The sequence below is a fragment of the Microbacterium sp. SZ1 genome (assembly GCF_002362255.1).
Lineage (GTDB): Bacteria > Actinomycetota > Actinomycetes > Actinomycetales > Microbacteriaceae > Microbacterium.
The window spans coordinates 79,125-100,881 of record NZ_LPVV01000010.1; the positions used below are offsets into that span (position 1 = coordinate 79,125).

Genomic DNA, 21,757 nt, shown 5'->3' on the forward strand with positions numbered 1-21,757 from the left:
ATGTCCCTCGCAGGCAAGACCATCCTCATGTCGGGCGGGAGCCGCGGCATCGGCCTCGCGATCGCCCTGCGCGCCGCGGCCGACGGCGCGAACATCGCGATGCTCGCGAAGACCGACACCCCGCATCCGAAGCTCGAGGGCACCGTGCATACCGCGGCCGAGCAGATCCGCGCGGCGGGCGGGCAGGCGCTGCCGATCGTCGGAGACGTGCGCGACGACGACGACATCACCGAAGCCGTGCTGAAGACCCAGGGCGAGTTCGGCGGCATCGACATCGTCGTCAACAACGCCAGCGTGATCGACCTCTCCCGGTCGCTCGAGCTCGGCGCCAAGAAGTACGACCTCATGCAGGACGTCAACGTGCGCGGCACGTTCATGCTGTCGCGCGCAGCGATCCCCATGCTCAAGGATGCCGAGAACCCGCACATCCTCTCGCTGTCGCCGCCTCTGAACCCGACGCCGAAGTGGCTCGGCGCGCACACCGGCTACACGCTCGCGAAGTTCGGCATGACCATGGTCACGCTGGGCCTGGCGGCGGAGTTCGCGCGCGACGGCATCGCCGCCAACACCCTCTGGCCGCGCACGACGATCGCGACTGCCGCGGTGCAGAACCTCCTCGGCGGCGATAAGGTCATGGCCGCGAGCCGCACCGCCGACATCTACGCCGACGCCGCGTACTCGGTGCTCACCAAGCCCGCCCCCGACTACACCGGACAGACGCTCATCGTGGAGGACGTGCTCGAGGCCGACGGCGTCACGGACTTCTCACGGTACGCGGCGATTCCCGGCACGCCTGACGACCGCCTGTTCCCCGACATCTTCCTGGACTGACGGGGCTCGCGGGGGCCCGTCAGAGCAGCAGGTAGACCGCGCCGACCACCGTCAGGGTGATCACGATGCGGTCGAACAGCGCCTGATCGAGTCGCCTCGCCACGAGCAGGCCGATCAGTGCGCCGATCACCACGAGCGGCGCGAGTGCGGCATCCATCCACAGCACCGGCGGATGAAAGAGGCCGAGCCCGGCCAGGAACGGCACTTTCGTCACGTTGATGATCGCGAAGAACCACGCTGACGTCCCGAGGAACACCTGCACCGGCGTGCGAGTCGCGAGGAAGTACATCGACATCACGGGGCCGCCCGCGTTCGCGACCATGGTGGTGAAGCCGCCGAGCGTGCCGTAGGTGCCGGCGAGGAGGATGCCGCCGTGCGGCGTCTCCTGCACCTCCCGCCGACTCTGGCGCCAGCGCCGCCACAGGGTCACCGCGATCATGAGCAGCAGGATCACGCCGATCGCCCGGCGCACGATGCCGTCGCCCGCGACCGCGAGGAACGCGAACCCGACGAGGAGTCCCGCGACGACCGCCGGGGCGAGGCGCAGCAGAGTCGGCCAGTGGGCGTGACGCCGGTACGCGAGGATCGCGAACACGTCACCGACCATGAGCAGCAGGAGCATCGCCGCGGTCGACGTGCGCGCAGGGAGCACGGTCGCGAACAGCGCGATCGCGAGGATGTTCGCCCCGGGCAGCGCGGTCTTCGAGATGCCGATCGTGACGGCGGCGACGCCGAGCGCGACCCACGCCCAGGGGTCGAGCGAGGGCACCGTCAGGCCCCGGCCGTCGGACGGGTCAACTCCGCGCGTTCGCGAGAGACGAGGCGAAGCGCGTCGCGCGCTGCTCGAGGTCGGACCAGTCGGAGTCCTTGATCGAGGCGGCGTTCGCGAGGTCGCCGCCGGCCCCGACGGCCACCGCCCCCGCGCGGAACCAGTCGGCGAGGTTGTCGGGGGTGACTCCGCCGGTCGGCATGAGCGGTGCCTCGGGGAAGGGCCCGCGCAGCGCACCGAGATAGGAGGGGCCGCCGAGCGAGGCGGGGAAGATCTTCACGACGTCGACGCCGAGTTCCAGCGCCCCCATGACCTCGGTCGGGGTCATCGCCCCGGTCATCACCACGCGACCGGTGTCGAGCATGGTGCGCGTGAGGGCGGGAAGCGTGCCAGGGCTCACCAGGAACTCGGCACCCGCGTCGGCCGCGGCGGTCGCCTGCTCGGCCGTCGTGACGGTGCCCGCTCCCACGTAGGCGGCGTCGCCGTGGCGGGCGATGAGCTCGCGGATGACAGCGGGGGCGTCAGGAGTCGAGAACGTGACCTCGATGCCGGTCACGCCGCCGCGGATGATCGCCTCGGACGCCTCCAGTGCGAGCTCGGGGGAGGGGGCGCGGAGAACAGCGAGGACGCCGGTGGCGCGGGCGCGGTCGAGACGGTCGGGCATCAAGGCTCCTTCGGTGGGGGTGCGTCCATTCTCTCGGACGGCTACTTGTCGTTACAAGCTCGGCGCGGGAGGCCAGGCGTCGATCGCGTCCTTGGAGTCCTTGAGACCCAGGCCGCTGTGCTCGCGAAGGAGCTTGATCGCCGCGATCGGCTGCTCGGTCGCGACGAGGCGATCGATGTCGGAGGCGACGGATGCCGGCAACGACGAGCGCAGCGCAGCGGCATCCGTCGGCGACGGTCGCGGCACCCGGATCGCGGTGGTCGCGGGTGCGGAACCGACCACCCAGCGATCGATCGCGCCCTTCGCCTCGCGCAGACTCACGTCGGTGTGGTCTCGGTAGACCTTGATCGCCTGGATCTTCTGCTCCGCGGCGACCAGCCGGTCGATCTCGGTGACGGCATCCGGCGGGAGGGAGACGGCAGCGCCCGGGCGTCCGGCCGCCGAACCGGGCGCGACCGGCACCCGCGGCCGCATCGCGCGGAACGCGCGTGACAGCACGGCGACGACGATCAGGGTAGCTACGACGATTCCGATGATCCAGACGAGGTCCATAGTCGTCAGTCTAAGAAGGGTCCGGCGCTGCTCCCCAGCCGCCTCCCACCCGCCCGCCGGTACCCTGGAGGGTATGACCGAGAATCCCCGCACGCGCGAGACGCGCCCCGCGACCGCGCCCGCCCGTTCGGGGACCGCGATCCGCTCGACCGGCGGCACGCAGGTGCGCCCGGCGACCGAGGGATGGACGCAGCAGAAGGATGCCGAGGGCCGACCGCTCCTGCAGTTCGCGAGCCCGAAGCGCGGCAAGCCGCCGGTGCACCTCGCCGACCTCACCCCGGCCGAGCGCATCGAGAAGGTGAAGGAGCTCGGACTCCCCGGGTTCCGCGCGAAGCAGCTCGCCACCCACTACTTCCGTCACTACTCGTCCGACCCTGCGGACATGACCGACCTCCCCGCCGGCATCCGCGACGACCTCGTGGCGGGCATGCTGCCTCCGCTCATGACCGAGGTCCGTCGGCTCGAGACCGACCGCGGCGACACGATCAAGTTCCTCTGGCGCCTGCACGACGGCGCGCTCGTCGAGTCGGTGCTCATGCGCTACCCGGGCCGCATCACGCTGTGCGTCTCATCGCAGGCCGGATGCGGCATGAACTGCCCGTTCTGCGCGACCGGCCAGGCCGGGCTCACCCGCAACATGTCGACCGCTGAGATCATCGAGCAGATCGTCCGAGCCAACCGCGCGATCGCGAACGGCGAGCTGGGCGGCAAGCGCCGCGACGACCACTCGATGGAGCGCGTCTCGAACATCGTCTTCATGGGGATGGGCGAGCCGCTCGCGAACTACAAGCGCGTCATGGACGCGGTGCGCACCATGGTCGCCCCGCAGCCCGACGGGCTCGGCATGAGCGCGCGCGGCATCACCGTCTCGACCGTCGGCCTCGTGCCGGCGATCAAGAAGCTCGCCGACGAGAACATCCCCGTGACGTTCGCGCTGTCGCTGCATGCGCCGGACGACCATCTGCGCGACGAGCTGATCCCGGTGAACTCGCGGTGGAAGGTCGACGAGGCCCTCGACGCCGCGTACGACTACTACGCCAAGACCGGCCGCCGCGTCTCGATCGAGTACGCGCTCATCAAGGACATGAACGACCACGCGTGGCGCGCCGACCTGCTCGCGGAGAAGCTCAACGCCCGCGGGCGGGGCTGGGTGCACGTCAACCCGATCCCGCTGAATCCGACGCCCGGCTCGATCTGGACCTCGTCCGAGACCTCCGTGCAGAACGAGTTCGTGCGCCGGCTGAACGACGCCGGCATCCCGACGACCCTTCGCGACACCCGCGGCAAGGAGATCGACGGCGCCTGCGGTCAGCTCGTCGCCACGACGGAGGATGAGGCGGCCTCGGCCGCGATGGCCTGATCCGCCGGTTCTCGGGCCTCGAAGCTGAGGGCGTTCAAAGCCTTCTTCCAACGGATGCTCAGGCGACCTTTCGTAGATTGTCGGGATGCCCTATTCCGCTCACCGTCCAGGACGGTTCGATTCTCAGGGCCGGATCATCCTCGACAGCGACCCGAACGCTGACACGGACGACCTGGACTTCCTGCGCGCCTACGAGCCGAGCGGCGCCGACCGGAATGCCGATGCGCAGCCGACCGCGCCGATCGACGACCAGGTAGTGCCGACGGACGAGACGGATGCCGCGGCATCCGCTCCTCGCAACCCGAAGCCGCGCCGCAAGCCCCGCGAGCGCAAGCCCCGGGTGCCGGGATCACGGCTGCGCGCCCTCGCGATCCTCGGCGGTGCCGAGGGCGAGATCCTCGACAGGGTCCCCGGCGAGACCCCGCGCTTCGTGCAGATGTTCTTCGTGCTCGCAGGCACCGCACTCGTCTCCGCGATCTCGATGCTCTTCGCCCTCACGACCGGGGTCCAGGCCGCGATCTGGCTGGCCGTGCCGCTGGCCGTCGTGTGGGCGCTCATCATCTTCAACCTCGACCGGTTCCTCACCTCGACCATGACGTCGACCCGCAACGTGTGGAAGCTCATCGGCCTCGCCATCCCGCGCGTCATCATGGCCGCGATCATCGGCTTCGTCGTCGCCGAGCCGCTCGTGCTGCAGATCTTCCACAACGACATCTCCCGCGAGGTCGCCGCCACGAACATCACGCAGGCGCAGTCCGATCAGGAGGCCCTGGAGACCGGACCCGAGAAGAAGGCCCTCGACGCGGCATCCGATCGCGTCGCCGAGCTCGAGAACCAGGCCGCGACGGGCATCGTGGCCGGGACCGAGTCGTCGTCGGCGACCGAGTCGGCCGCGCAGGCGACGGTCGATGACCTCACCGCCAAGATGACCGCGCAGCAGGCCGTGATCGACCAGGCGCGCCTGCTCTACCAGTGCGAGCTGACCGGCGAGGGCGCGGGCACCGTGCCCGGCTGCACCGGCGTGAACGGCGAGGGTGCGAGCTCGGATGCCGCGCAGGCCCAGCTTGCCGAGGCGCAGCAGACGTACGACGCGCTCGCCGCGCAGCTGCGCACCGCGAACGAGGAGCTCGCCGCCGCCGGCACCGCCGCGAAGGAGAACACCTCGACGTCGGAGGCGCAGAACCGCGAACAGGCGCAGGACCAGCTGCCGGCCGCCCGCGACACGTACGAGTCGGCGCTCGCCGCCTACAACGCGCGGGCCGAATCCGTGGCGTCCGGCAACGCCAGGGCGACCGGACTGCTCAGTCAGATCAGCGGCCTCAACCGGCTCAGCGAGAAGGAGCCCGCGATCCTCTGGGCGCACATCCTCATCGCGGCGCTGTTCTTCATGATCGAGCTGCTGCCCGTGCTCGTGAAGGTGCTCACCTCCTACGGCGACCCCTCGCTGTACGAGCGGGCCGTCGCGATCCGCAAGCAGGTCGCGCTCGATCGTGTGACGGCCGAGGGGTTCCGCGATCGGGCGTCGATCGTGAACGAGCAGTCGACCGGCATCCAGGCCGAGACGGATGCGGCGGCACCGCAGACCCGGGCCGAGCGGCGCGAGGCGGAGCAGGAACGAGAGCGCACCGACCAGCGCGCGCAGGCGCAGACGCTGGAGGAGCAGGAGCGGATGCTGCAGTCGCAGGCGTGAGCGCGCAACCCCGCCCAGCATGCCGGTATGCGCGAGTAGCGTAAGACCATGGTCAACTATCGCTATCTCGGCAACAGTGGTCTCAAGGTCTCGGAGATCACCTACGGCAACTGGGTCACCCACGCATCGCAGGTCGAAGACGACGCGGCCGTCAAGACGGTCCACGCCGCTCTGGATGCCGGCATCACCACGTTCGACACCGCCGACACCTATGCCAACACCGCGGCAGAGGTCATCCTCGGCAAGGCTCTCGAAGGGCAGCGTCGCGAGGGTCTCGAGATCTTCACGAAGGTGTACTTCCCGACCGGCGAGAAGGGCCCGAACGACACCGGTCTCAGCCGCAAGCACATCATGGAGTCGATCAACGGCTCGCTGAAGCGCCTCGGCACCGACTACGTCGACCTCTACCAGGCGCACCGCTTCGACTACGAGACCCCGCTCGAGGAGACGTTCCAGGCGTTCGCCGACATCGTTCGCCAGGGCAAGGCGCTCTACATCGGCGTCTCGGAGTGGACAGCCGAGCAGCTGCGCGACGGTCACGCGCTCGCGAAGCAGCTCGGCATCCAGCTCATCTCGAACCAGCCCCAGTACTCGATGCTGTGGCGCGTGATCGAGGGCAAGGTCGTGCCGACCTCGGAGGAGCTGGGCATCTCGCAGATCGTGTGGTCGCCGATGGCGCAGGGCGTGCTCAGCGGCAAGTACCTGCCAGGGCAGCCGCTGCCCGAGGGTTCCCGCGCGACCGACCCGCACAGCGGCGCCGACTTCATCAAGAGCTTCCTCAAGGACGACATCCTCGAGGCGGTGCAGAAGCTGAAGCCGATCGCCGAGCAGGCCGGCCTCACGATGCCGCAGCTCGCGATCGCCTGGGTGCTGCAGAACCCGAACGTGGCCGCCGCGCTGGTCGGAGCCTCGCGCCCCGAGCAACTCGCCGACACGGTCAAGGCGTCGGGTGTGAAGCTCGACGACGACACCCTCACCGCGATCGATGAGGCTCTCGGCGACACGGTCAACCGTGACGCCGAGCGCACGTACGAGACGTCGCCGAAGACCCGCCTGGTCTGACTCCCCGGCTGTCGGGCCGCGCGCTGCGCCCTCGCCCTTCACGCCAAGACCCACCTCGAACGCCGAGACCCACCACTGCCGATGTCGGCGGGGGTGGGTCTCGGCGGTTCCGATGGGTCTCGGCGCAGGTGGGGGCGCGCTACTCCTTCACCGCACCAGCGGTCAGACCCTGCACGATCCAGCGGCTCGCGAGGGCGAACATCGCCATCGTCGGCAGGATCGTCAGCACGGCGGCCGCGCTCATCGAGCCCCAGTCGATGTTGAACGTCGAGATGAAGCCGTTCAACGCGGAGGGCACCGTGCGGTTCTCGTCGGTGTTCATCAGCACCACCGACAGGAACAGCTCATTCCAGCAGTTGACGAAGTTGAAGATGAACGCCGCGATGATGCCGGGCGTCATCACCGGGACGAGCACCCGGAACAGGGCGCCGAAGCGGGAGCATCCGTCGATCATCGCCGCCTCCTCCAGCGCGTCCGGCACGTTCTCGAAGAACCCGCGGAGCATGACGGTGGAGAACGGGATGCAGATCGCGATGTACACGAGGATGAGACCGGGCTTGGAGTCGACCAGGCCGAGGTCGGTCATCATCGAGTACAGCGGCCCGAGCGCGATGAATGCGGGGATCATCTGCGTGAGCAGGAACGCCACGAGCACCGTGCCCTTGCCGCGGAACTCGAACCGCGCGATCACGTACGCGCTGAGCAGGGCGATGAGCGTCGCCACGGCGCCCGCGACCACGGCGACGATCGCCGAGTTCGCGAGGAACACCCCGAACGAGCTCTGCTCGAACAGGCTCGTGTAGTTGTCGAGCGACGGCTCGCTCGGCCAGTACTCGATCGGGAACCGGTTGATCGTGCCGGGCGACTTGAACGACGTCAGCGCGATCCAGTACAGCGGGAACAGCGTGATGAGCAGCCACAGTCCGAGGCCCACGACACGCACGACGCCGCCGACGGTGATGCGCCTCTGCGTCGAGCGCGGCGCCTTCGCGGCATCCGGCACCGTGATGCGGCGCGTCTCGGTGATGGTGGTTCCGGTGGGGGTGGTGATGGTCATCGCTGGGCCCTCCGCATCGCCATCAGGTAGAACGCGCAGAACACGAACAGGAAGGCGACGACGATGAGGCCGATCGCACTCGCGATGCCGTAGTTGCCCTGCTGGGTGTAGTTGATCATCCAGGTGGTGACGATGTGCGTCTGGTTCGCCGGCCCGCCGTTCGTCATCGCGTAGATGATGTCGGGGAAGTTGAAGATCCAGATCACGCGCAGCAGGATCGTCAGCAGCAGCGTCATCGAGATGTACGGGATGATGATCGAGAACAGCTGGCGTACCTTGCCGGCGCCGTCGAGGCTCGCGGCCTCGAGCATCTCGTCGGGCACCGACTGCAGAGCCGCGAGGATCATGATCGCGAAGAACGTCACTCCGTACCAGATGTTCGCCACGATGACCGCGAACATCGCGAGCTTCGGGTCGGCCAGCCACGGCAGCGGCGCGTCGATCAGGCCGGCCTTCATGAGCAGATCGTTGACGACGCCGAACTCGGCGTTGAACATCCAGCGGAACAGCATCCCGATGAGGAAGCCGGAGACGGCCCACGGGAAGAACACGAGCGCCTGGTAGAGCCCGCGGAACGTGAAGCGCTTGCGCAGGGCGAGCGCGATGAGGAACCCGATCACCAGCTGCGGCACGAGGGAGCCGACGACCCAGAGCACCGAGTTCCAGGCCACGACGGGAAAGGCCGGGTCCTGGAAGACGGTGACGAAGTTGTCGAAGCCCACCCAGGGCGTGGAGGTGAGGTCCCACAGGTTCCAGTCGTGGAAGGCCATGCGCGCGCCCTGCAGCATCGGCCAGTACGTGAACCACACGACGAACACGATCGCCGGGGCCATGAAGGCCAGCAGGGTGAGAGCGTGACGCGCCTTGAACGGCCGCCGGCGCGAGCCGGGGGAGGCCCCGCCGGCGGTGCCGGCGGAGCCTCTCTCACGAAGAGCGGATGACACGGTCAGCCCTTCTCCGCGGCGTACTTCTCGGTCCAGAACGCGTCCCACGACTCCAGCAGCTCGCTGGTCGACATGTTGCCGAGGAGCACGTTCTGCACGTCCTGGTCGGACTTCTGGATCCACTCGGTCCACCAGCTGACGCCGCGCGGCTGGCGCACGTTGACGTACGTCTCCGGGTCCTCGGTCATCGTGACGTAGCTCGTCCACGGGCCGGTCGAGTAGAACTCGTCGTCCGCCGCGTCGGCGATGATCGGCACGAGGCTGTTGGCCTGCGCGAACTCGGTCGCGGGCTCGGCCGACGAGAGGAACTCGACGAGCTTGACCGCTGCCTCCTTGTTCTCGCTCTTCTCGGCGACGCCCCAGCCGGCGACGGCCAGCGGCTGCGCAGCCTTGCCCGACGGGCCGACGAGCAGCGGAGCGGTGTCCCACTGGTCCTCGGTGAGCGAGGAGTCCTGCACGGTGGCGATGACCTCGGGGTCCTGGAGCAGGAACGCGGTGGTGCCGTTCGTGAAGCCGGCGACCATCTCGGGGTAGCCCCACGACACGGCCGACGGCGGCGAGGCCTTCTTGAAGAGGTCGAAGTAGTCGTCGACCGCCTCCTGCGCCTCGGGAGCGGCGAAGATCGTCGAACCGTCCTCCATGAGGAACGCGTCCTCGGTGTTCAGGCCGTCGATCGTGTAGGCCTCGATCGCGGCGACGACGTTGCTGTTCGCGTTCGCGCCACCTCGGAAGGCGTAGCCGTAGATGTTGTTCGACGGGTCCTGGATCGCGCTGGCCTGCTCGAGCAGGTCTTTCCAGCTGTGCGGCGGGCCGTCGAAGCCGGCCGCCTCGACGAGGTCGGTGCGGTAGAAGAGCGACAGGCCGTAGAAGCCGTAAGGCACGAAGTAGCTCTTGCCATCGGCAGCGACCGACGCAGACTGCGCGTTCTCGGTCAGGGCGTCCCAACCGTCCCACTTCTCGAGGTCGGCGCCGAGGTCGTACAGCCAGCCGTTGTTCGCGAACGGGCCGACCGTGATGTCGCGGACCTCGAGCACGTCGACACCCTTGCCGGACTGCAGCATCTGCTGGATCTTCTGGTCGGCCTGCTCGGTCGGGGGCGACACGAGCTTGACGGTGATGTCGGGGTTCTCCTCCTCAAACTGGTCGAGCAGCCCGCGGATCAGCTCGGTGCGGGCCGGGTTGGTCAGGCTCTCGACCATCTGCAGGGTGGTCGTGCCGCCAGCGGACGAGCCGCCGGAGCCGCCGGAGCAGCCGGTCAGCGCGAGGACGGCGACGGTGCCGAAACCCGCGGCGGCCGTCAAGATGCGGTTCTTCTTCACGAGGTGCCTCTCAATTTCTGGTGTGGTGGGTCGGGTAGGGAAGGGATCGGGAGTCAGGAGACGATGACGCGGTCGGCGGTGCGGATGCCGGCGCGGCTCAGGATCTGCGGAACGCAGCGGTCGACGAAGGCCTCGAAGTCGGACTGCTCGGTGTACAGGTGCGCCGACAGGCGGAAGTAGCCGACGCCGCGGAAACTGGTGAACGCGGTCTCCACGCCGACCGCGTCGAGCAGGTCCATGCGGAGGGCGTCCGCCTCCTCGCGGGAGGCGCCGAGTCCGAGCGGCAGACGCACGAGCCGCATCGACGGCACGGGGGAGGGCAGCGGGGTCAGGGGGTCCTCGTCGCCGTACGGCCGCAGCGCTTCGGCGATCATCTCGGCACCGGCATCCGCGATCTGCGCCATCGCGATGCGCGCGGCCGCCCAGCCGAACTCGTTCTCGACGAAGTCGATCGCGGTGGGGGTGGCGAGGTAGGTGGTCGCGTCGATCGTGCCCTGGGTGTCGAAGCGCTCGGGGTAGGGCTCGCGCGCGGCCCACGAGTCGATGAGGGGCCACAGCTCGTCGCGGTCGGGGGCCGTGGTGACGAGCAGGGCCGATCCGCGCGGGGCGCAGGGCCACTTGTGCAGGTTGCCGAACCACCAGTCGCCGCCGGCGACGGCCGCCGCGTCGGCGATGAGGCCGGGCGCGTGCGCGCCGTCGACCAGCGTGCGGACGCCGCTCTCGCCGGCGATGTCTGCGATGCGGCGGGTCGGCAGCACGCGCGCCGTGGGCGAGGTGATCTGGTCGACGACGATCAGCCGGGTGCGCGGGGTGAGTGCCGCGGCGAAGAGCTCGACGATCTCGTCGTCGGAGGCCAGGAGCGGCAGGGCGACGGTGCGGACGCTCGCGCCGAAGCGGCGGGCCAGGCGCTCGGCGCCCATCGTGATGGCGCCGTAGCCCTGGTCGGTCACGAGGATCTCGTCGCCCGCTTCCAGCTGCAGGGCGTTGTAGACGACCGTCGCGGCGGCCGAGGCGTTGGGCACGAAGACGCTGTCGTCGGCGCGGGCACCCACGAACGGCGCGGTGCGCTCGCGGGCCTCGCGCACCCGCTCCGAGATCCGGGGGAACCACTCCACCGGGCTGAGGTCGGCCCGCCGACGCAGGGCGTCCTGGTGCGCGACGACGGCGGACGGCACCGCGCCGAACGATCCGTGATTGAGGTGGATCACCTCGGGGTCGAGGGGCCACGCGTCACGCGCTCGCACGCCGGACTTCAGCGTGAGCGGTGCGGGGAACAGCGGATCGGGCATCGGTCCTCATCGGTGAGTGGGGCGAGTTGTTGCACAACTTTGCCACAGTGCCTGCGAATGCGCCATGAAAACGCGAAGATGAAACATAGTTGTCATACGAGTTTTCGCGGTCGGCACATTCCGACAGACTTCACGAGGGGCGGGGCGGTGTCAGAGAGGATGACGATGAGCGCACTGGACACGGCGCTGCACGGGCTGCGTGCTCTGATCGCCGACGGCGCGCTGCGCCCCGGCGACCGCCTCCCCAGCGAGGGCGAGCTGTGCGAGCGGCTCGGCGTCTCCCGGGGGTCGCTGCGCGAGGCGATCCGGATGCTGGCGGCTCTGGGCGTGCTCGAGACGCGGCACGGCTCGGGCAGCTACGTCGGCGAACTGCGCGCCGCCGACCTCATCGGCAGCCTGTCTCTCACGGTCGGGCTGCTGCCGATGGCCGGGGTGCTCGAGCTCACGGAGCTGCGCCGGGTGCTCGAACCGCACGCCGCAGCGCTCGCCGCCGCGCGGATCGACGACGACACCGTGGCGGTGCTCGACGGCATCCTCTCCGAGATCGAGGCGAGCGATGATTTCGAGGAGCACTCGCGCCTCGACCACGCCTTCCACATGACCATCTCCGAGGTCGCGGGCAACGACGCCCTCACGAGCCTCATCGAGGTGCTGCGTTCGCGCTCGCGCGCCTATCGCATCCCGGATGCCGATGATGCGGCCGAGCTCAAGCGGAACTCGGATGCCGGACACCGCGCCATCCTGCGCGGGCTCGCCGCCGCGGATCCCGTCGCGGCCTCGACTGCGGCGTCGGCGCATGTCGCGGCGACGGAGTACTGGGTGCGGCTGTACACGGAGGGCGAGGAGGCCTCCGCCTGATTCGCAGCTCCGCCTGCTTCGCTGCCCACAACGCGCTGCCAACCCACCCCCTTACGACCGAACCACCCCGGTGTGTTCGGTACGCATCGGGGTGGCTCGCGCGGAAAGGGGTGGGTCGCGTCTCAGGGAGGGGGAAGGAGGGAGGGGGCTACGCGAGCGTGATGTCGACCTGGATCTCGGTCGCGAGGCGCTCCAGATCGGCGCGGAGCGCGTCGAGATCGACGGACGACGGAACGCGCGCCGCGACCGTGGCCTCGAACAGGCGGCCGCCGGCCATCGCCGCATCGCGGGTCTCGGTCGACAGTTCCTCGATGCTCAGCGCGTGAGCGTGCAACACGGTCGACACCTCGCGCACGATGCCCGGCCGGTCGTTGCCGAGCACGCGCAGCTCCAGCAGCCGGTCGGGCGCGGGGACGTTCTCGGTGCCGGTGCGCACGGCGACCGTGAGCAGGCCGTCGAGCCCGCGCAGCGCCGACTCCAGTTCCCGGGAGCGCTCGGGCGAGACGGAGACCTCGATGACCCCGGCGAAGGTGCCGGAGAGCTCGGCGAGCTGACTGGTCTCCCAGTTGCCGCCGTGGGCGTCGACGACATCGGCGACGGCGGCCACGAGGCCCGGACGATCAGCACCCGCGACGGTGAGGATGAGAGTGGTCATGCGGCCAGCGTAGCCGTCACTCCGCCCACTCGCCCGTCTCGAGGAAGCGGTCGAGGCGGGTGCGGTGCGGTGCGAGATCCCAGCCTTGCGCGGCGACCCACTCGTCGGAGTAGTAGGTGCCGGCGTAGCGGATGCCGCTGTCGCAGATGAGCGTGACGACGCTGCCGGTCTCGCCTGCCGCACGCATACGGGCGATCAGCTGGAAGGCGCCGTAGAGATTCGTCCCCGTCGAGCCGCCGGCGAGATGAAGGGTGCGCTCGCGCAGCATCCGGATCGCGGCGATGGACCCCGCGTCGGGCACCTGGATCATCTCGTCGATCACCGTCGGGACGAACGACGGCTCGACCTGCGGGCGGCCGATGCCCTCGATGCGGCTCGGGCGTCCGGCCGGCGGGTCGACGGTTCCGGCCCAGCCGTCGTAGAAGGCAGAGCCCTCGGGGTCGACGACCGCGATCTGCGTGTCGTGGCGGCGGTACTTGACGTAGCGACCGAACGTGGCGCTCGTGCCGCCGGTGCCGGCGCCCACCACGATCCAGCGGGGGATCGGATGCCGTTCCTGCGAGAGCTGACTGAACACGCTCTCGGCGATGTTGTTGTTGCCTCGCCAGTCGGTCGCCCGCTCCGCGTACGTGAACTGGTCGAGGTAGTGACCGTGGCAGTCGCTCGCGAGGCGCCGGGCTTCGGGTGACATGTCCTCGGCGCGGTCGACGAAGTGGCACGTACCGCCGTAGAACTCGATGAGGTCGATCTTCTCCTGGCTCGTCGATCGAGGCACGACCGTGATGAACGGCAGCCCCAGCATCCGCGCGAAGTACGCCTCGGACACGGCGGTCGATCCGCTCGAGGACTCGACGAGCGTCGTGTCCTGCGTGATGCGTCCGTTCACGAGGCCGTAGAGCAGCAGCGATCGCGCGAGGCGGTGCTTGAGCGACCCGGTCGGATGAACCGACTCGTCCTTGAGGTAGAGGTCGATGCCCCACTCGCCCGGCAGCGGGAACAGGTGCAGGTGCGTGTCGGCACTGCGGTTCGCGTCGGCTTCCAGCAGGGCGATCGCGGTGCTGGTCCAGTCGCTCATGCCTCGAGCGTAACGCCCGGTCTACTCCTCGAAATAGCCGCCCTCGCCGGTCTCGCCGTCGTACCGGAAGACCCTGCCCTCTTCGAGCGTGATCTGGATGTCGTCACCGAGGGGCTGCTGAGCGAGCAGCTTCTCCTCGAGCATCGTCATCCGCTGCTCGTACTCGGCAGCGGTCTTCGCATCGACGCCCCAGATGGTCGCCACCTTCATGTCGGTGAGGAAGTACAGGAACGCGGTGACCGCCGTGCGGTTGAACTCGGTGTCGGGGATGGTCTGCCACAGCGCGCCGGAGTCGCGGAGACGCTTGTACTCGTCTGCCTTCGCCTGCAGGAGGTCGGCGATCTCGGCCCCGGCCTCGGCGTCGGGATCGGTCCCTGGTTCGTCGGACGGATCGGACGGTGCAGCCGAAGGGAGCGGCGTGGGTGCCGAGACGCCGGTCGGCTCGGCGACGGGAGTCTGCGCCCCGTTGACCAGCGCGCCGATGATAACGGCCACGCCCACGACGATCAGCGCGAGCAGACCACCGACCAGGCTGAGCACCAGACCGTTCGCCCGCGCGCTCGACGGCGCGACCGGCGGAGCGACGGACGAGATCGGGTACCCGCCGTTGGGCTGCGCAGTCCCGTACGGCGGCTGCTGCGGAGTCGCGTACGGGGGCTGCTGCGGAGTCGCGTACGGCGGCGGGGGAGTCGCGTGAGAGGGATGCTGCGGGGCGCCGTACTGCAGCGGTGGACCGAGTGGCGGCTGCTGCGGCATCCCGTACGGCCGGGTCGGCGACGGCTCGCCGTTCAGCGACGGTGCGAGGGGAACCGTGGGCGAGGCGTTCGCCTCCTGCCTGCCCGATCCGGGCGGAGGCGGCGGTACGACCTGCTCGCCCTGCACCTCGGCATCCTGCTCGTCGTGCGCCATCGTGTTCCCCCTGATCTGCCGTGCCGGTCTTCGATCAGGCTATCCGCGTGCGCCGACCCCCGCGGCGCGAACGGATCAGCTGACCGTGCCTGCGCGAGAAGCCGCGCCGTCGTCGTCGATGTGCAGAAGAGATGCCTGCGACTGCTCCTGCTGCAGCTGGAACTCGAACCGTGAGCGGTCGCCGCGGTGGTGCGCCACGAAGTACTCCATCGGGATGCCGTCGGCGCCCCGACTCACGCTGCGCAGCCGCAGCAGGGCCGAACCCGCGCTCACGCCGAGGTGCTGCGCCTGCTCGTGCGTCGCCACGGTCGCCTCGGCGGAGCGGACGCCGCTCGTCGCCACGATGCCGCTCGCAGCGAGCACGCGGTAGAGCGACGCCTCCGACAGGTCCACGCCGAGGGTCACCGCGCCGACGGCCTCCGGCATCCAGGTCGTGGAGAGCGACCACGGCTCTCCGTCCACGTGACGCAGACGCTCGAGCACCACGACGGGCGTGCCGGGGGCGACCTCGAGCGCGGTCGCGATCTCGTCGTCGGCGAGCGCCTGCTCGTGCCGGAGGACGTCGCTGTGCACGTGTCCGCCGCGGCGCTCCACGTCGTCGTACAGACCGACCAGCGTGTGCACCAGGCTCTCGCTCGTGCGCGGGCGCGACACGAACGTGCCCTTGCCCTTGACCCGTTCGACGAGCCCCTCGTGCTCAAGCTGCGCGAGCGCCTGCCGCACGACCGTGCGCGAGATGCCGTAGCGCTCGCACAGTCGATGCTCGCCGGGGAGCGGATCACCCGGCTGCAGCCCGTCACGCTCTATGCCCTCGATGATCAGCTGCCGCAGCTGGTCGTACATCGGCGCTGCGGAGTGCCGGTCGATCGAGTCCTCCATGTCAGTACGCCACCCCCGCGTGCAGGATCACGTTGGCGTACGGCGTGAACTCGCCCGACCGTACGAAGGCGCGAGCGTTCTGCGAGAGCGCCTTGAACTCGACGTGCGGGATGAGCTCGATCTCGAAATCCTGATCGGCGAATCGCTCCCGCAGCGCCTCGAGCACCTCGGGACTCTTCTCGGCCACCTCGGCCGACACCGTCGCGCCCTCGACCACCAGCTCGGCGAGCACGGTGTCGAGCACGTCCAAGAACGCCGGAGCGCCGGGACGGTAGGCGAGATCGATGCGCTCCGACCCGGTGGGGATCGGCAGCCCGGCATCGGTCACGACGATCAGGTCGGTGTGCCCTGTCTCGCTGATGACGCGGGAGAGGGCGGGGTTGATGGTCGTGGTGGTCTTGCGCACGGTGCTCCTCGACTCGGTGTTCGACTCTGGACGACGGATCGGATGCCGTGTCAGGCGGCTTCGCGGGTGGACAGGAACGCGTCGACCTCGGCACGCAGCGGCAGGCTCGGCGAGGCGCCCTGCTTCGTGACGGCGAGGGCTCCGGCGGCGGTGGCCAGGCGCACGGCATCCCACAGCGTGCTGCCGTTCGCGAGCGCGGCGCCGAGGTAGCCCGCGTACGCATCCCCCGCAGCGGTCGTGTCGACGGCCTCGACCGGGAACGGTGGGATGACGGTCGCCCCCTCGGCCGTGACCACGCATGATCCCTGACCCGCGAGGGTGATGACCGCTGCGCCCACGCCCCGGTCGAGGAACCACCGGCCGGCCTCCTCGGCCGTGGCTGCGTCGACGACCTCGACGCCGCTCAGCAGCGACGCCTCCGTCTCGTTCGGGGTCACGATGTCGATGTTGCGCCACACGTCGTCGGGCAGCGGAGCGGCGGGGGCCGGGTCGAGGATGACGGTCATGCCGTGCTCGCGTCCGCGCGCCGTGATGTGCGCGGTGAGGGCCGACGGGGTCTCGAGCTGGGTGAGCAGCACCGAGGTGGTCGGGGCGAGGGCAGTCAGTGCGTCGTCGATCTGCTCGGCGCTGAGCGCGGCGTTGGCGAGGGGCACCATGACGATGTCGTTCTGCGCCGAGGCGTCGACGCGGATGTGCGCGATGCCGGTCGGCCCGGGCACCGTGCGGAGATGCGCGAGGTCGACGCCCGCATCGCTCAGCCCGCTCACGACGAGGTCGTGGAAGAGGTCGTCCCCGACGCACCCGACGAAGCTCGTCCTGGCACCCGACCGACCGGCGGCGACGGCCTGGTTCGCGCCCTTGCCGCCGAGCATGAGCGTGAACTCGTCGCCGAGGATCGTCTCGCCGCGCGCGGGGAGCCTGGTGGAGAAGGTCGTCACGTCGGCGGTGACGCTGCCGACGATGACCACGCCCGAACGATCGGCCGAAGTGGCGGGTGTCATGGGGCTCCTGATCGTCGTCGATCCGCGGTGCTTTGACATCCCCCGCGGCTGTCATTACATTAGCCGAATCCGAACCTGTAACGACAGGTTGCGCGCAAGGAGATCCATGACTGCGTCGTCCCCCCGCCTCTACGTCGACAGCGCCGATCTCGACCGGGTCTCATCGCTTCTCGCCACCGGCGTCGTGCACGGTGTGACGACGAACCCGACGATCCTCGAACGCGGCGGGCGCACCGCCGCGGAGATCCCCGATCTCTACGCGCGGTGGACCGAGGAGGGCGCCCGCGAGGTGTTCTTCCAGACCTGGGGCGGCGACACCGCGTCGTTCCTGCGCAACGCCGACGGCATCCGCGCGCTCGGCGACCGGGTCGCCGTGAAGGTCCCTGCGACGCGCGACGGCTTCGCCGCGGCATCCGCCCTCGTCCGCGACGGTGCGACGGTGCTCGTCACCGCCGTCTACTCCGTCGCGCAGGCGCTGACCTGTGCGAGCATCGGCGCCCAGTACATCGCCCCCTACCTCGGGCGGATGCGGGATGCCGGGCTCGACGGTGACGCCGTGATCGCCGAGATGCAGCAGATGTGCGCCGGCAGCCGATCGAACGTGCTCGCCGCCAGCCTGCGCTCACCCGACGACATCACCGGTCTGCGGCTCGCCGGCGTGCCGTACTTCACCGCGGCGCCCGACGTGCTCGACGCGGTGCTGTACCACGAGGTGAGCGACAGCTCGGCGGCAGAGTTCGACGCGGCGATGGTGCGCCTCGGGGCCTGAGCTCGGATCGTCGCCGGCGCGGCCGCGGCCGCCCGGTCAGGCGGATGCCGCCTGGCGCAGCCACCGCTCGACACCCGCGATGTGGGCCGTCGCGAGCGATGTCGCGAGAGCGGGGTCGTGCTGCGCGATCGCATCGGCGATGGCCCGGTGCTCCGACAGGGTGCGCTCCGCTGCGCCCCCTTCGGTGAGGCCGCGCCAGATGCGCGCCCGAACCGTCTGGCTGCTGAGGTGCTCGATGAGGCTCGCGAGATAGGCGTTGCCGGACATGGCCACGATCTCGCGGTGGAAGCGGATGTCGTGCTCCACCAGCTCCTCGATGCTCACAGTCGCGTCGATCGAGTCGACCTCCTCCTCGATCCGGGCGATCGCGTCGTCGGTGGCGAGGGAGGCGGCGAGCCCGGTGGCCTGCGATTCCAGCATCCGTCGCACCGCGAAGATCTCGAGCATCGAGTCGTCGTCGTGCATGTCGACGACGAAGGAGATGGCCTCCAGCAGCAGATGCGGTTCGAGACTCGTGACATAGGTGCCGTCGCCGCGGCGCACGTCCAGGACGCGGATGACCTCGAGCGCCTTCACGGCCTCGCGCATCGAGTTGCGCGACAGGCCGAGGCGCTCCGACAGCTCCTTCTCGGGCGGGAGGCGGTCGCCGGGAGCGAGCTCGCCGGACACGATCATCGCCTTGATCTTCTCGATCGCCTCGTCTGTCACGGCCATGGCGTCATCCTAGCGATTCATCCGATGTCTGAGGCAGGATGGTCGCATGCGCGTACTCGATTCGCACCTGCACCTGTGGGATCCCGAGATCCTGCACTACTCCTGGCTCGAGGGACCGCTCGCCTGGAGGTTCGCCGACACCGAGATCGACCACGCGCGAATCCCCCGCGCGTCCACGGAGAACGCCGTGTTCGTGCAGGCGGGCACCGACGACGAGGACTTCCTCGCCGAGGTGCAGTGGGTGGCGAGCCTCGCACCCGCGATCGGCGTGACCGGCATCGTCGCCGGCGCCCGCCTCGACCGCGGCACCGACACGACCGCGCACCTCGAGGGACTCGAGACCGAGCCCCTCGTGGTCGGGGTGCGGCACATCCTGCAGGACGAGGCCGACGGGCTCGCCGTCTCCGCCGGATTCATCACCGGAGCCCGTGAGGTCGCGGCCCGCGGCTGGACCTTCGACGCCTGCATCCGCGAGGCGCAGCTGCCCGAGATCTCGCGCCTCGCCGCAGCCGTGCCCGAGCTCAGGATCGTGCTCGACCACCTCGGCAAGCCCGCCGTCGGCACCGCGGACGCACCGGTGGGGCCGAGCCCCGAGTGGGTGCGCGACCTCGACGATCTCGCGCGGCATCCGCAGGTCTCGTGCAAGCTTTCCGGACTGCCAGCCGAAGCCGGCGGGGACTGGGCGGCCGAGCAGTTCGTGCCGTTCCTCGACGCCGCGGCCGACGCCTTCGGCGGGGACCGCCTGATGTGGGGGAGTGACTGGCCTGTGTCGGTCATCGGTCCGGCGGAAGAGGGCGACCCGCACGCGCCCGAAGACGGCTCGGCGACCTACCAGCCGCATGCGCGGAACCGCTGGGCGAAGACGGTGATCGACTGGGCTCAGGCGCGCGGACACGACCTCGACGCCCTGTTCTGGCGGAATGCCGAGGAGTTCTACGGCCTCGGCGAGCGGCGGTCGGAGGATGCCGACGAGTCGCCGCGCCGCGGAATCCTGGGCTGGCTGCGCGGGGAGTGATCCGGGCGCCGTCGAGTTGGCACCTGCTGCGCCGTCGAGTTGGCACCTGCTGCGCCGTCGAGTCGGCACCTGCTGCGCCGTCGAGTTGGCACCTGCTGTCGGAATTCTGCGCGGATTCCGGCACGAGGTGCCAACTGGACGGCGGGGGAGGCGGGGGGAGGCGGGGTGACCTGGGGGGTGATGACGGTCGCGCCGGGCGGTCAGCTGCCGGCGGGGCGGAGGCGCAGCCGCGCCATGCCGCCGTCGACCTCGATGAAGGTGCCCGTCGTCGAACCGGCGTCGGGCGAGACGAGATAGGCGACCGCGGCCGCGACCTCGCCCGGCGACACGAGGCGGCCGTGCGGCTGGCGCGCTTCGAGCGCCGCCCGCTCGGCCTCGGGGTCGGCCGCGGTGTCGAGCAGGCGCCCCACCCAGGGAGTGTCGGCGGTGCCGGGGTTCACGGCATTCACGCGGATGCCCTCGCGCAGGTGGTCGGTCGCCATCGCGCGGGTGAGCGCCTCGACGGCTCCCTTCGACGCGCTGTACAGCGCCCGCTGCGGGAGGCCAGTGGTCGAGGCGATCGACGCCGTGTTGCAGACCGACGCGCTCGGCGACGTCCGCAACCACGGCAGTGCGGCCGCGGTGACGCGGGCGATGCCGGTGACGTTGATCGACAGCACGCGCGCCCACTCGTCGTCGTCGTTCGCGGTGATATCGCCCTGCGCGCCGATGCCGGCGTTGTTGACGACGATGTCGATGCGGCCGAAGCGCTCGCCGACCGCTGCCACCGCGGCGTCCACCGACGCCCGGTCGGAGACGTCGGCCGTGAACGCGGCGAACGCGGCATCCGCCCCCGAGATGTCGCGGTCGAGCACCGCGATCTGCGCTCCGTCGGCGTGCAGCCGCGCGGCGATCGCGGCGCCGAGGCCCGAGGCCCCGCCCGTGACGATCGCGACGAGTCCGTCCAGTGCTCCGCTCACTTCTGCGCCTCCCATGCCACGAACTCCTGGCGCTGATGCCCGAGTCCTTCGATCTCGATGTCGACGACGTCGCCCGCCGTCAGATAGGGGAACTTCCCGCCGAACGCGACGCCCTGCGGCGTGCCGGTGAGGATGAGGTCGCCGGGCTCGAGCGTGACGTACTGCGACAGGTGGTGCACGATCGCGCGGACGTCGAAGATCATGTCGTTCGTGTTCGAGTCCTGCCGGGGCTCGCCGTTGACCCAGCTGCGCAGCCGCAGCGATCCGACCTCGACCTCGTCGGGGGTGACCAGCCACGGGCCGGTCGGGTTGAAGCCCGCGGCGATCTTGCCCTTCGACCACTGGCCGCCGGAGACCTCCATCTGGAACGCCCGCTCGGAGACGTCGTTCGCGACGACGTATCCCGCGATGTGCGCGTCGGCCTCCTCGGGTGAGTCGAGGTACGCCGCGCGTGCGCCGATCACGATGCCGAGCTCGACCTCCCAGTCCGTCTTCTCGCTGCCGCGGGGAATGGTGACCGCGTCGTTCGGTCCGACCACGGTGTTCGGGGTCTTCAGGAACATGATCGGCACGGTGGGCGGCACGGCGCCCGACTCGCGGGCGTGGGCGGCGTAGTTCTGGCCGATGCAGATGACGGCGCTCGGGCGCGCGATGGGGGCGCCGATGCGCATCGACGCGGCGTCCTCGAGCTCGGGCAGGCCGCCGTCGGCGAGCGCGGCCTGCACCTGAGCCTGCACGTCACCGGCGAGGAATGCGCCGTCGACATCGGATGTCACGGCCCGCAGATCAAAATACCGATCACCGTCGACGAGGACGGGTATCTCGGCTCCGGGGGCGCCTAGGCGTGCGAACTTCATGTCTCTCCTGCTCGGTCGGATCGTCGTCGGTCCGGACCACGTCGCGGTGGCCCGCCTCGTTGACAGTATAGACATCGGATGTTTACACTCCAAGGGATCTGCACGGACCCCTGCCGTGCCGGA

23 protein-coding genes are annotated in these 21,757 nt (G+C 69.9%); 7 read left to right on the forward strand and 16 right to left on the reverse strand.

What is annotated here, in order from left to right:
- On the forward strand, positions 1-831 hold the full coding sequence (locus tag AUC47_RS07400) for an SDR family oxidoreductase (protein WP_096714633.1): 831 nt from the start codon (positions 1-3) through the stop codon (positions 829-831).
- Positions 832-850: 19 nt separating this feature from the next.
- On the opposite strand, the gene AUC47_RS07405 is transcribed toward AUC47_RS07400, so the two are convergent.
- From AUC47_RS07405 to AUC47_RS07415, 3 genes are read right to left on the reverse strand one after another with little or no spacing between them, the layout of a single operon-like run.
- Positions 851-1,600, reverse strand: coding sequence for a sulfite exporter TauE/SafE family protein (locus tag AUC47_RS07405; RefSeq protein WP_179297552.1), 750 nt, complete (start codon positions 1,598-1,600; stop codon positions 851-853).
- Positions 1,601-1,625: 25 nt separating this feature from the next.
- The gene (locus AUC47_RS07410; RefSeq protein ID WP_096714571.1) at positions 1,626-2,264 is read right to left on the reverse strand and encodes a bifunctional 4-hydroxy-2-oxoglutarate aldolase/2-dehydro-3-deoxy-phosphogluconate aldolase; all 639 of its coding nucleotides are present in this window, start codon (positions 2,262-2,264) and stop codon (positions 1,626-1,628) included.
- A gap of 51 nt (positions 2,265-2,315) precedes the next feature.
- Positions 2,316-2,816: a hypothetical protein gene (locus AUC47_RS07415; RefSeq protein ID WP_096714572.1), complete on the reverse strand. Its 501-nt coding sequence runs from the start codon at positions 2,814-2,816 to the stop codon at positions 2,316-2,318.
- A gap of 73 nt (positions 2,817-2,889) precedes the next feature.
- Between AUC47_RS07415 and rlmN the strand changes: the two genes are divergently transcribed.
- From rlmN to AUC47_RS07430, 3 genes are all read left to right on the forward strand, one after another.
- Positions 2,890-4,176 (forward strand): 23S rRNA (adenine(2503)-C(2))-methyltransferase RlmN, encoded by a 1,287-nt coding sequence (gene rlmN, locus AUC47_RS07420; RefSeq protein ID WP_179297553.1) that lies wholly within the window; start codon positions 2,890-2,892, stop codon positions 4,174-4,176.
- A gap of 85 nt (positions 4,177-4,261) precedes the next feature.
- Entirely contained in the window at positions 4,262-5,866 is a 1,605-nt protein-coding gene (locus AUC47_RS07425; RefSeq protein WP_096714573.1) for a DUF4407 domain-containing protein, read from the forward strand.
- 48 nt (positions 5,867-5,914) lie between these two features.
- Positions 5,915-6,928, forward strand: a complete 1,014-nt coding sequence (locus AUC47_RS07430) for an aldo/keto reductase family protein (protein ID WP_096714574.1) — start codon at positions 5,915-5,917, stop codon at positions 6,926-6,928.
- A gap of 139 nt (positions 6,929-7,067) precedes the next feature.
- On the opposite strand, the gene AUC47_RS07435 is transcribed toward AUC47_RS07430, so the two are convergent.
- From AUC47_RS07435 to AUC47_RS07450, 4 genes are read right to left on the reverse strand one after another with little or no spacing between them, the layout of a single operon-like run.
- Positions 7,068-7,985, reverse strand: a complete 918-nt coding sequence (locus tag AUC47_RS07435; protein ID WP_218838212.1) for a carbohydrate ABC transporter permease — start codon at positions 7,983-7,985, stop codon at positions 7,068-7,070.
- Positions 7,982-8,929 (reverse strand): carbohydrate ABC transporter permease, encoded by a 948-nt coding sequence (locus AUC47_RS07440; protein ID WP_256999482.1) that lies wholly within the window; start codon positions 8,927-8,929, stop codon positions 7,982-7,984. The genes AUC47_RS07435 and AUC47_RS07440 overlap by 4 nt, the downstream gene beginning before the upstream one ends.
- Before the next feature lie 2 nt (positions 8,930-8,931).
- Positions 8,932-10,248, reverse strand: coding sequence for an ABC transporter substrate-binding protein (locus AUC47_RS07445; RefSeq protein WP_096714575.1), 1,317 nt, complete (start codon positions 10,246-10,248; stop codon positions 8,932-8,934).
- Positions 10,249-10,301: 53 nt separating this feature from the next.
- A complete protein-coding gene (locus AUC47_RS07450; RefSeq protein ID WP_096714576.1) occupies positions 10,302-11,537 on the reverse strand; it encodes an aminotransferase class V-fold PLP-dependent enzyme in 1,236 nt (411 codons plus the stop codon).
- Between the two features lie 165 nt (positions 11,538-11,702).
- On the opposite strand from AUC47_RS07450, the gene AUC47_RS07455 reads away from it, so the two are divergent.
- Positions 11,703-12,395 (forward strand): FadR/GntR family transcriptional regulator, encoded by a 693-nt coding sequence (locus AUC47_RS07455; protein WP_096714638.1) that lies wholly within the window; start codon positions 11,703-11,705, stop codon positions 12,393-12,395.
- A gap of 148 nt (positions 12,396-12,543) precedes the next feature.
- Here the strand turns inward: AUC47_RS07455 and AUC47_RS07460 are convergent, their stop codons facing one another.
- The 6 genes from AUC47_RS07460 to AUC47_RS07485 all read right to left on the reverse strand — a co-directional run bounded on the left by AUC47_RS07460 (position 12,544) and on the right by AUC47_RS07485 (position 17,320).
- Entirely contained in the window at positions 12,544-13,050 is a 507-nt protein-coding gene (locus tag AUC47_RS07460; RefSeq protein ID WP_096714577.1) for a glycine cleavage system protein R, read from the reverse strand.
- 16 nt (positions 13,051-13,066) lie between these two features.
- The gene (locus tag AUC47_RS07465) at positions 13,067-14,125 is read right to left on the reverse strand and encodes a PLP-dependent cysteine synthase family protein (RefSeq protein WP_096714578.1); all 1,059 of its coding nucleotides are present in this window, start codon (positions 14,123-14,125) and stop codon (positions 13,067-13,069) included.
- 21 nt (positions 14,126-14,146) lie between these two features.
- Positions 14,147-15,034, reverse strand: coding sequence for a hypothetical protein (locus tag AUC47_RS07470; RefSeq protein ID WP_096714579.1), 888 nt, complete (start codon positions 15,032-15,034; stop codon positions 14,147-14,149).
- A gap of 75 nt (positions 15,035-15,109) precedes the next feature.
- Positions 15,110-15,913, reverse strand: a complete 804-nt coding sequence (locus AUC47_RS07475; RefSeq protein ID WP_096714580.1) for a GntR family transcriptional regulator — start codon at positions 15,911-15,913, stop codon at positions 15,110-15,112.
- A 1-nt stretch (position 15,914) separates the two neighbouring features.
- Entirely contained in the window at positions 15,915-16,319 is a 405-nt protein-coding gene (gene rbsD / locus AUC47_RS07480) for a D-ribose pyranase (RefSeq protein ID WP_096714581.1), read from the reverse strand.
- Positions 16,320-16,369: 50 nt separating this feature from the next.
- Positions 16,370-17,320, reverse strand: a complete 951-nt coding sequence (locus AUC47_RS07485) for a ribokinase (protein WP_096714582.1) — start codon at positions 17,318-17,320, stop codon at positions 16,370-16,372.
- Between the two features lie 106 nt (positions 17,321-17,426).
- Between AUC47_RS07485 and AUC47_RS07490 the strand changes: the two genes are divergently transcribed.
- The gene (locus AUC47_RS07490) at positions 17,427-18,089 is read left to right on the forward strand and encodes a transaldolase family protein (protein ID WP_179297554.1); all 663 of its coding nucleotides are present in this window, start codon (positions 17,427-17,429) and stop codon (positions 18,087-18,089) included.
- A gap of 36 nt (positions 18,090-18,125) precedes the next feature.
- On the opposite strand, the gene AUC47_RS07495 is transcribed toward AUC47_RS07490, so the two are convergent.
- Entirely contained in the window at positions 18,126-18,803 is a 678-nt protein-coding gene (locus AUC47_RS07495; protein ID WP_096714583.1) for a FadR/GntR family transcriptional regulator, read from the reverse strand.
- A gap of 46 nt (positions 18,804-18,849) precedes the next feature.
- Here AUC47_RS07495 and AUC47_RS07500 point away from each other — a divergent pair, with 46 nt between their 5' ends.
- Positions 18,850-19,818, forward strand: a complete 969-nt coding sequence (locus tag AUC47_RS07500; RefSeq protein ID WP_096714584.1) for an amidohydrolase family protein — start codon at positions 18,850-18,852, stop codon at positions 19,816-19,818.
- 200 nt (positions 19,819-20,018) lie between these two features.
- On the opposite strand, the gene AUC47_RS07505 is transcribed toward AUC47_RS07500, so the two are convergent.
- Positions 20,019-20,792 carry an SDR family NAD(P)-dependent oxidoreductase gene (locus AUC47_RS07505; RefSeq protein ID WP_096714585.1) on the reverse strand — a complete coding sequence of 258 codons (774 nt, stop codon included), beginning with the start codon at positions 20,790-20,792 and terminating at the stop codon, positions 20,019-20,021.
- On the reverse strand, positions 20,774-21,634 hold the full coding sequence (locus AUC47_RS07510; protein WP_096714586.1) for a fumarylacetoacetate hydrolase family protein: 861 nt from the start codon (positions 21,632-21,634) through the stop codon (positions 20,774-20,776). The genes AUC47_RS07505 and AUC47_RS07510 overlap by 19 nt, the downstream gene beginning before the upstream one ends.
- Positions 21,635-21,757 lie beyond the last annotated feature (123 nt).

Bases quoted from the DNA above. Each gene is read 5' to 3' on its own strand.
- AUC47_RS07400 (WP_096714633.1), top strand. From the start codon at position 1: ATGTCCCTCGCAGGCAAGACCATCCTCATGTCGGGCGGGAGCCGCGGC.
- AUC47_RS07410 (WP_096714571.1), bottom strand. From the start codon at position 2,264: ATGCCCGACCGTCTCGACCGCGCCCGCGCCACCGGCGTCCTCGCTGTT.
- AUC47_RS07415 (WP_096714572.1), bottom strand. From the start codon at position 2,816: ATGGACCTCGTCTGGATCATCGGAATCGTCGTAGCTACCCTGATCGTC.
- rlmN (WP_179297553.1), top strand. From the start codon at position 2,890: ATGACCGAGAATCCCCGCACGCGCGAGACGCGCCCCGCGACCGCGCCC.
- AUC47_RS07425 (WP_096714573.1), top strand. From the start codon at position 4,262: ATGCCCTATTCCGCTCACCGTCCAGGACGGTTCGATTCTCAGGGCCGG.
- AUC47_RS07430 (WP_096714574.1), top strand. From the start codon at position 5,915: ATGGTCAACTATCGCTATCTCGGCAACAGTGGTCTCAAGGTCTCGGAG.
- AUC47_RS07435 (WP_218838212.1), bottom strand. From the start codon at position 7,985: ATGACCATCACCACCCCCACCGGAACCACCATCACCGAGACGCGCCGC.
- AUC47_RS07450 (WP_096714576.1), bottom strand. From the start codon at position 11,537: ATGCCCGATCCGCTGTTCCCCGCACCGCTCACGCTGAAGTCCGGCGTG.
- AUC47_RS07455 (WP_096714638.1), top strand. From the start codon at position 11,703: ATGAGCGCACTGGACACGGCGCTGCACGGGCTGCGTGCTCTGATCGCC.
- AUC47_RS07460 (WP_096714577.1), bottom strand. From the start codon at position 13,050: ATGACCACTCTCATCCTCACCGTCGCGGGTGCTGATCGTCCGGGCCTC.
- AUC47_RS07465 (WP_096714578.1), bottom strand. From the start codon at position 14,125: ATGAGCGACTGGACCAGCACCGCGATCGCCCTGCTGGAAGCCGACGCG.
- AUC47_RS07470 (WP_096714579.1), bottom strand. From the start codon at position 15,034: ATGGCGCACGACGAGCAGGATGCCGAGGTGCAGGGCGAGCAGGTCGTA.
- AUC47_RS07475 (WP_096714580.1), bottom strand. From the start codon at position 15,913: ATGGAGGACTCGATCGACCGGCACTCCGCAGCGCCGATGTACGACCAG.
- AUC47_RS07485 (WP_096714582.1), bottom strand. From the start codon at position 17,320: ATGACACCCGCCACTTCGGCCGATCGTTCGGGCGTGGTCATCGTCGGC.
- AUC47_RS07490 (WP_179297554.1), top strand. From the start codon at position 17,427: ATGACTGCGTCGTCCCCCCGCCTCTACGTCGACAGCGCCGATCTCGAC.
- AUC47_RS07495 (WP_096714583.1), bottom strand. From the start codon at position 18,803: ATGGCCGTGACAGACGAGGCGATCGAGAAGATCAAGGCGATGATCGTG.
- AUC47_RS07500 (WP_096714584.1), top strand. From the start codon at position 18,850: ATGCGCGTACTCGATTCGCACCTGCACCTGTGGGATCCCGAGATCCTG.
- AUC47_RS07505 (WP_096714585.1), bottom strand. From the start codon at position 20,792: ATGGGAGGCGCAGAAGTGAGCGGAGCACTGGACGGACTCGTCGCGATC.
- AUC47_RS07510 (WP_096714586.1), bottom strand. From the start codon at position 21,634: ATGAAGTTCGCACGCCTAGGCGCCCCCGGAGCCGAGATACCCGTCCTC.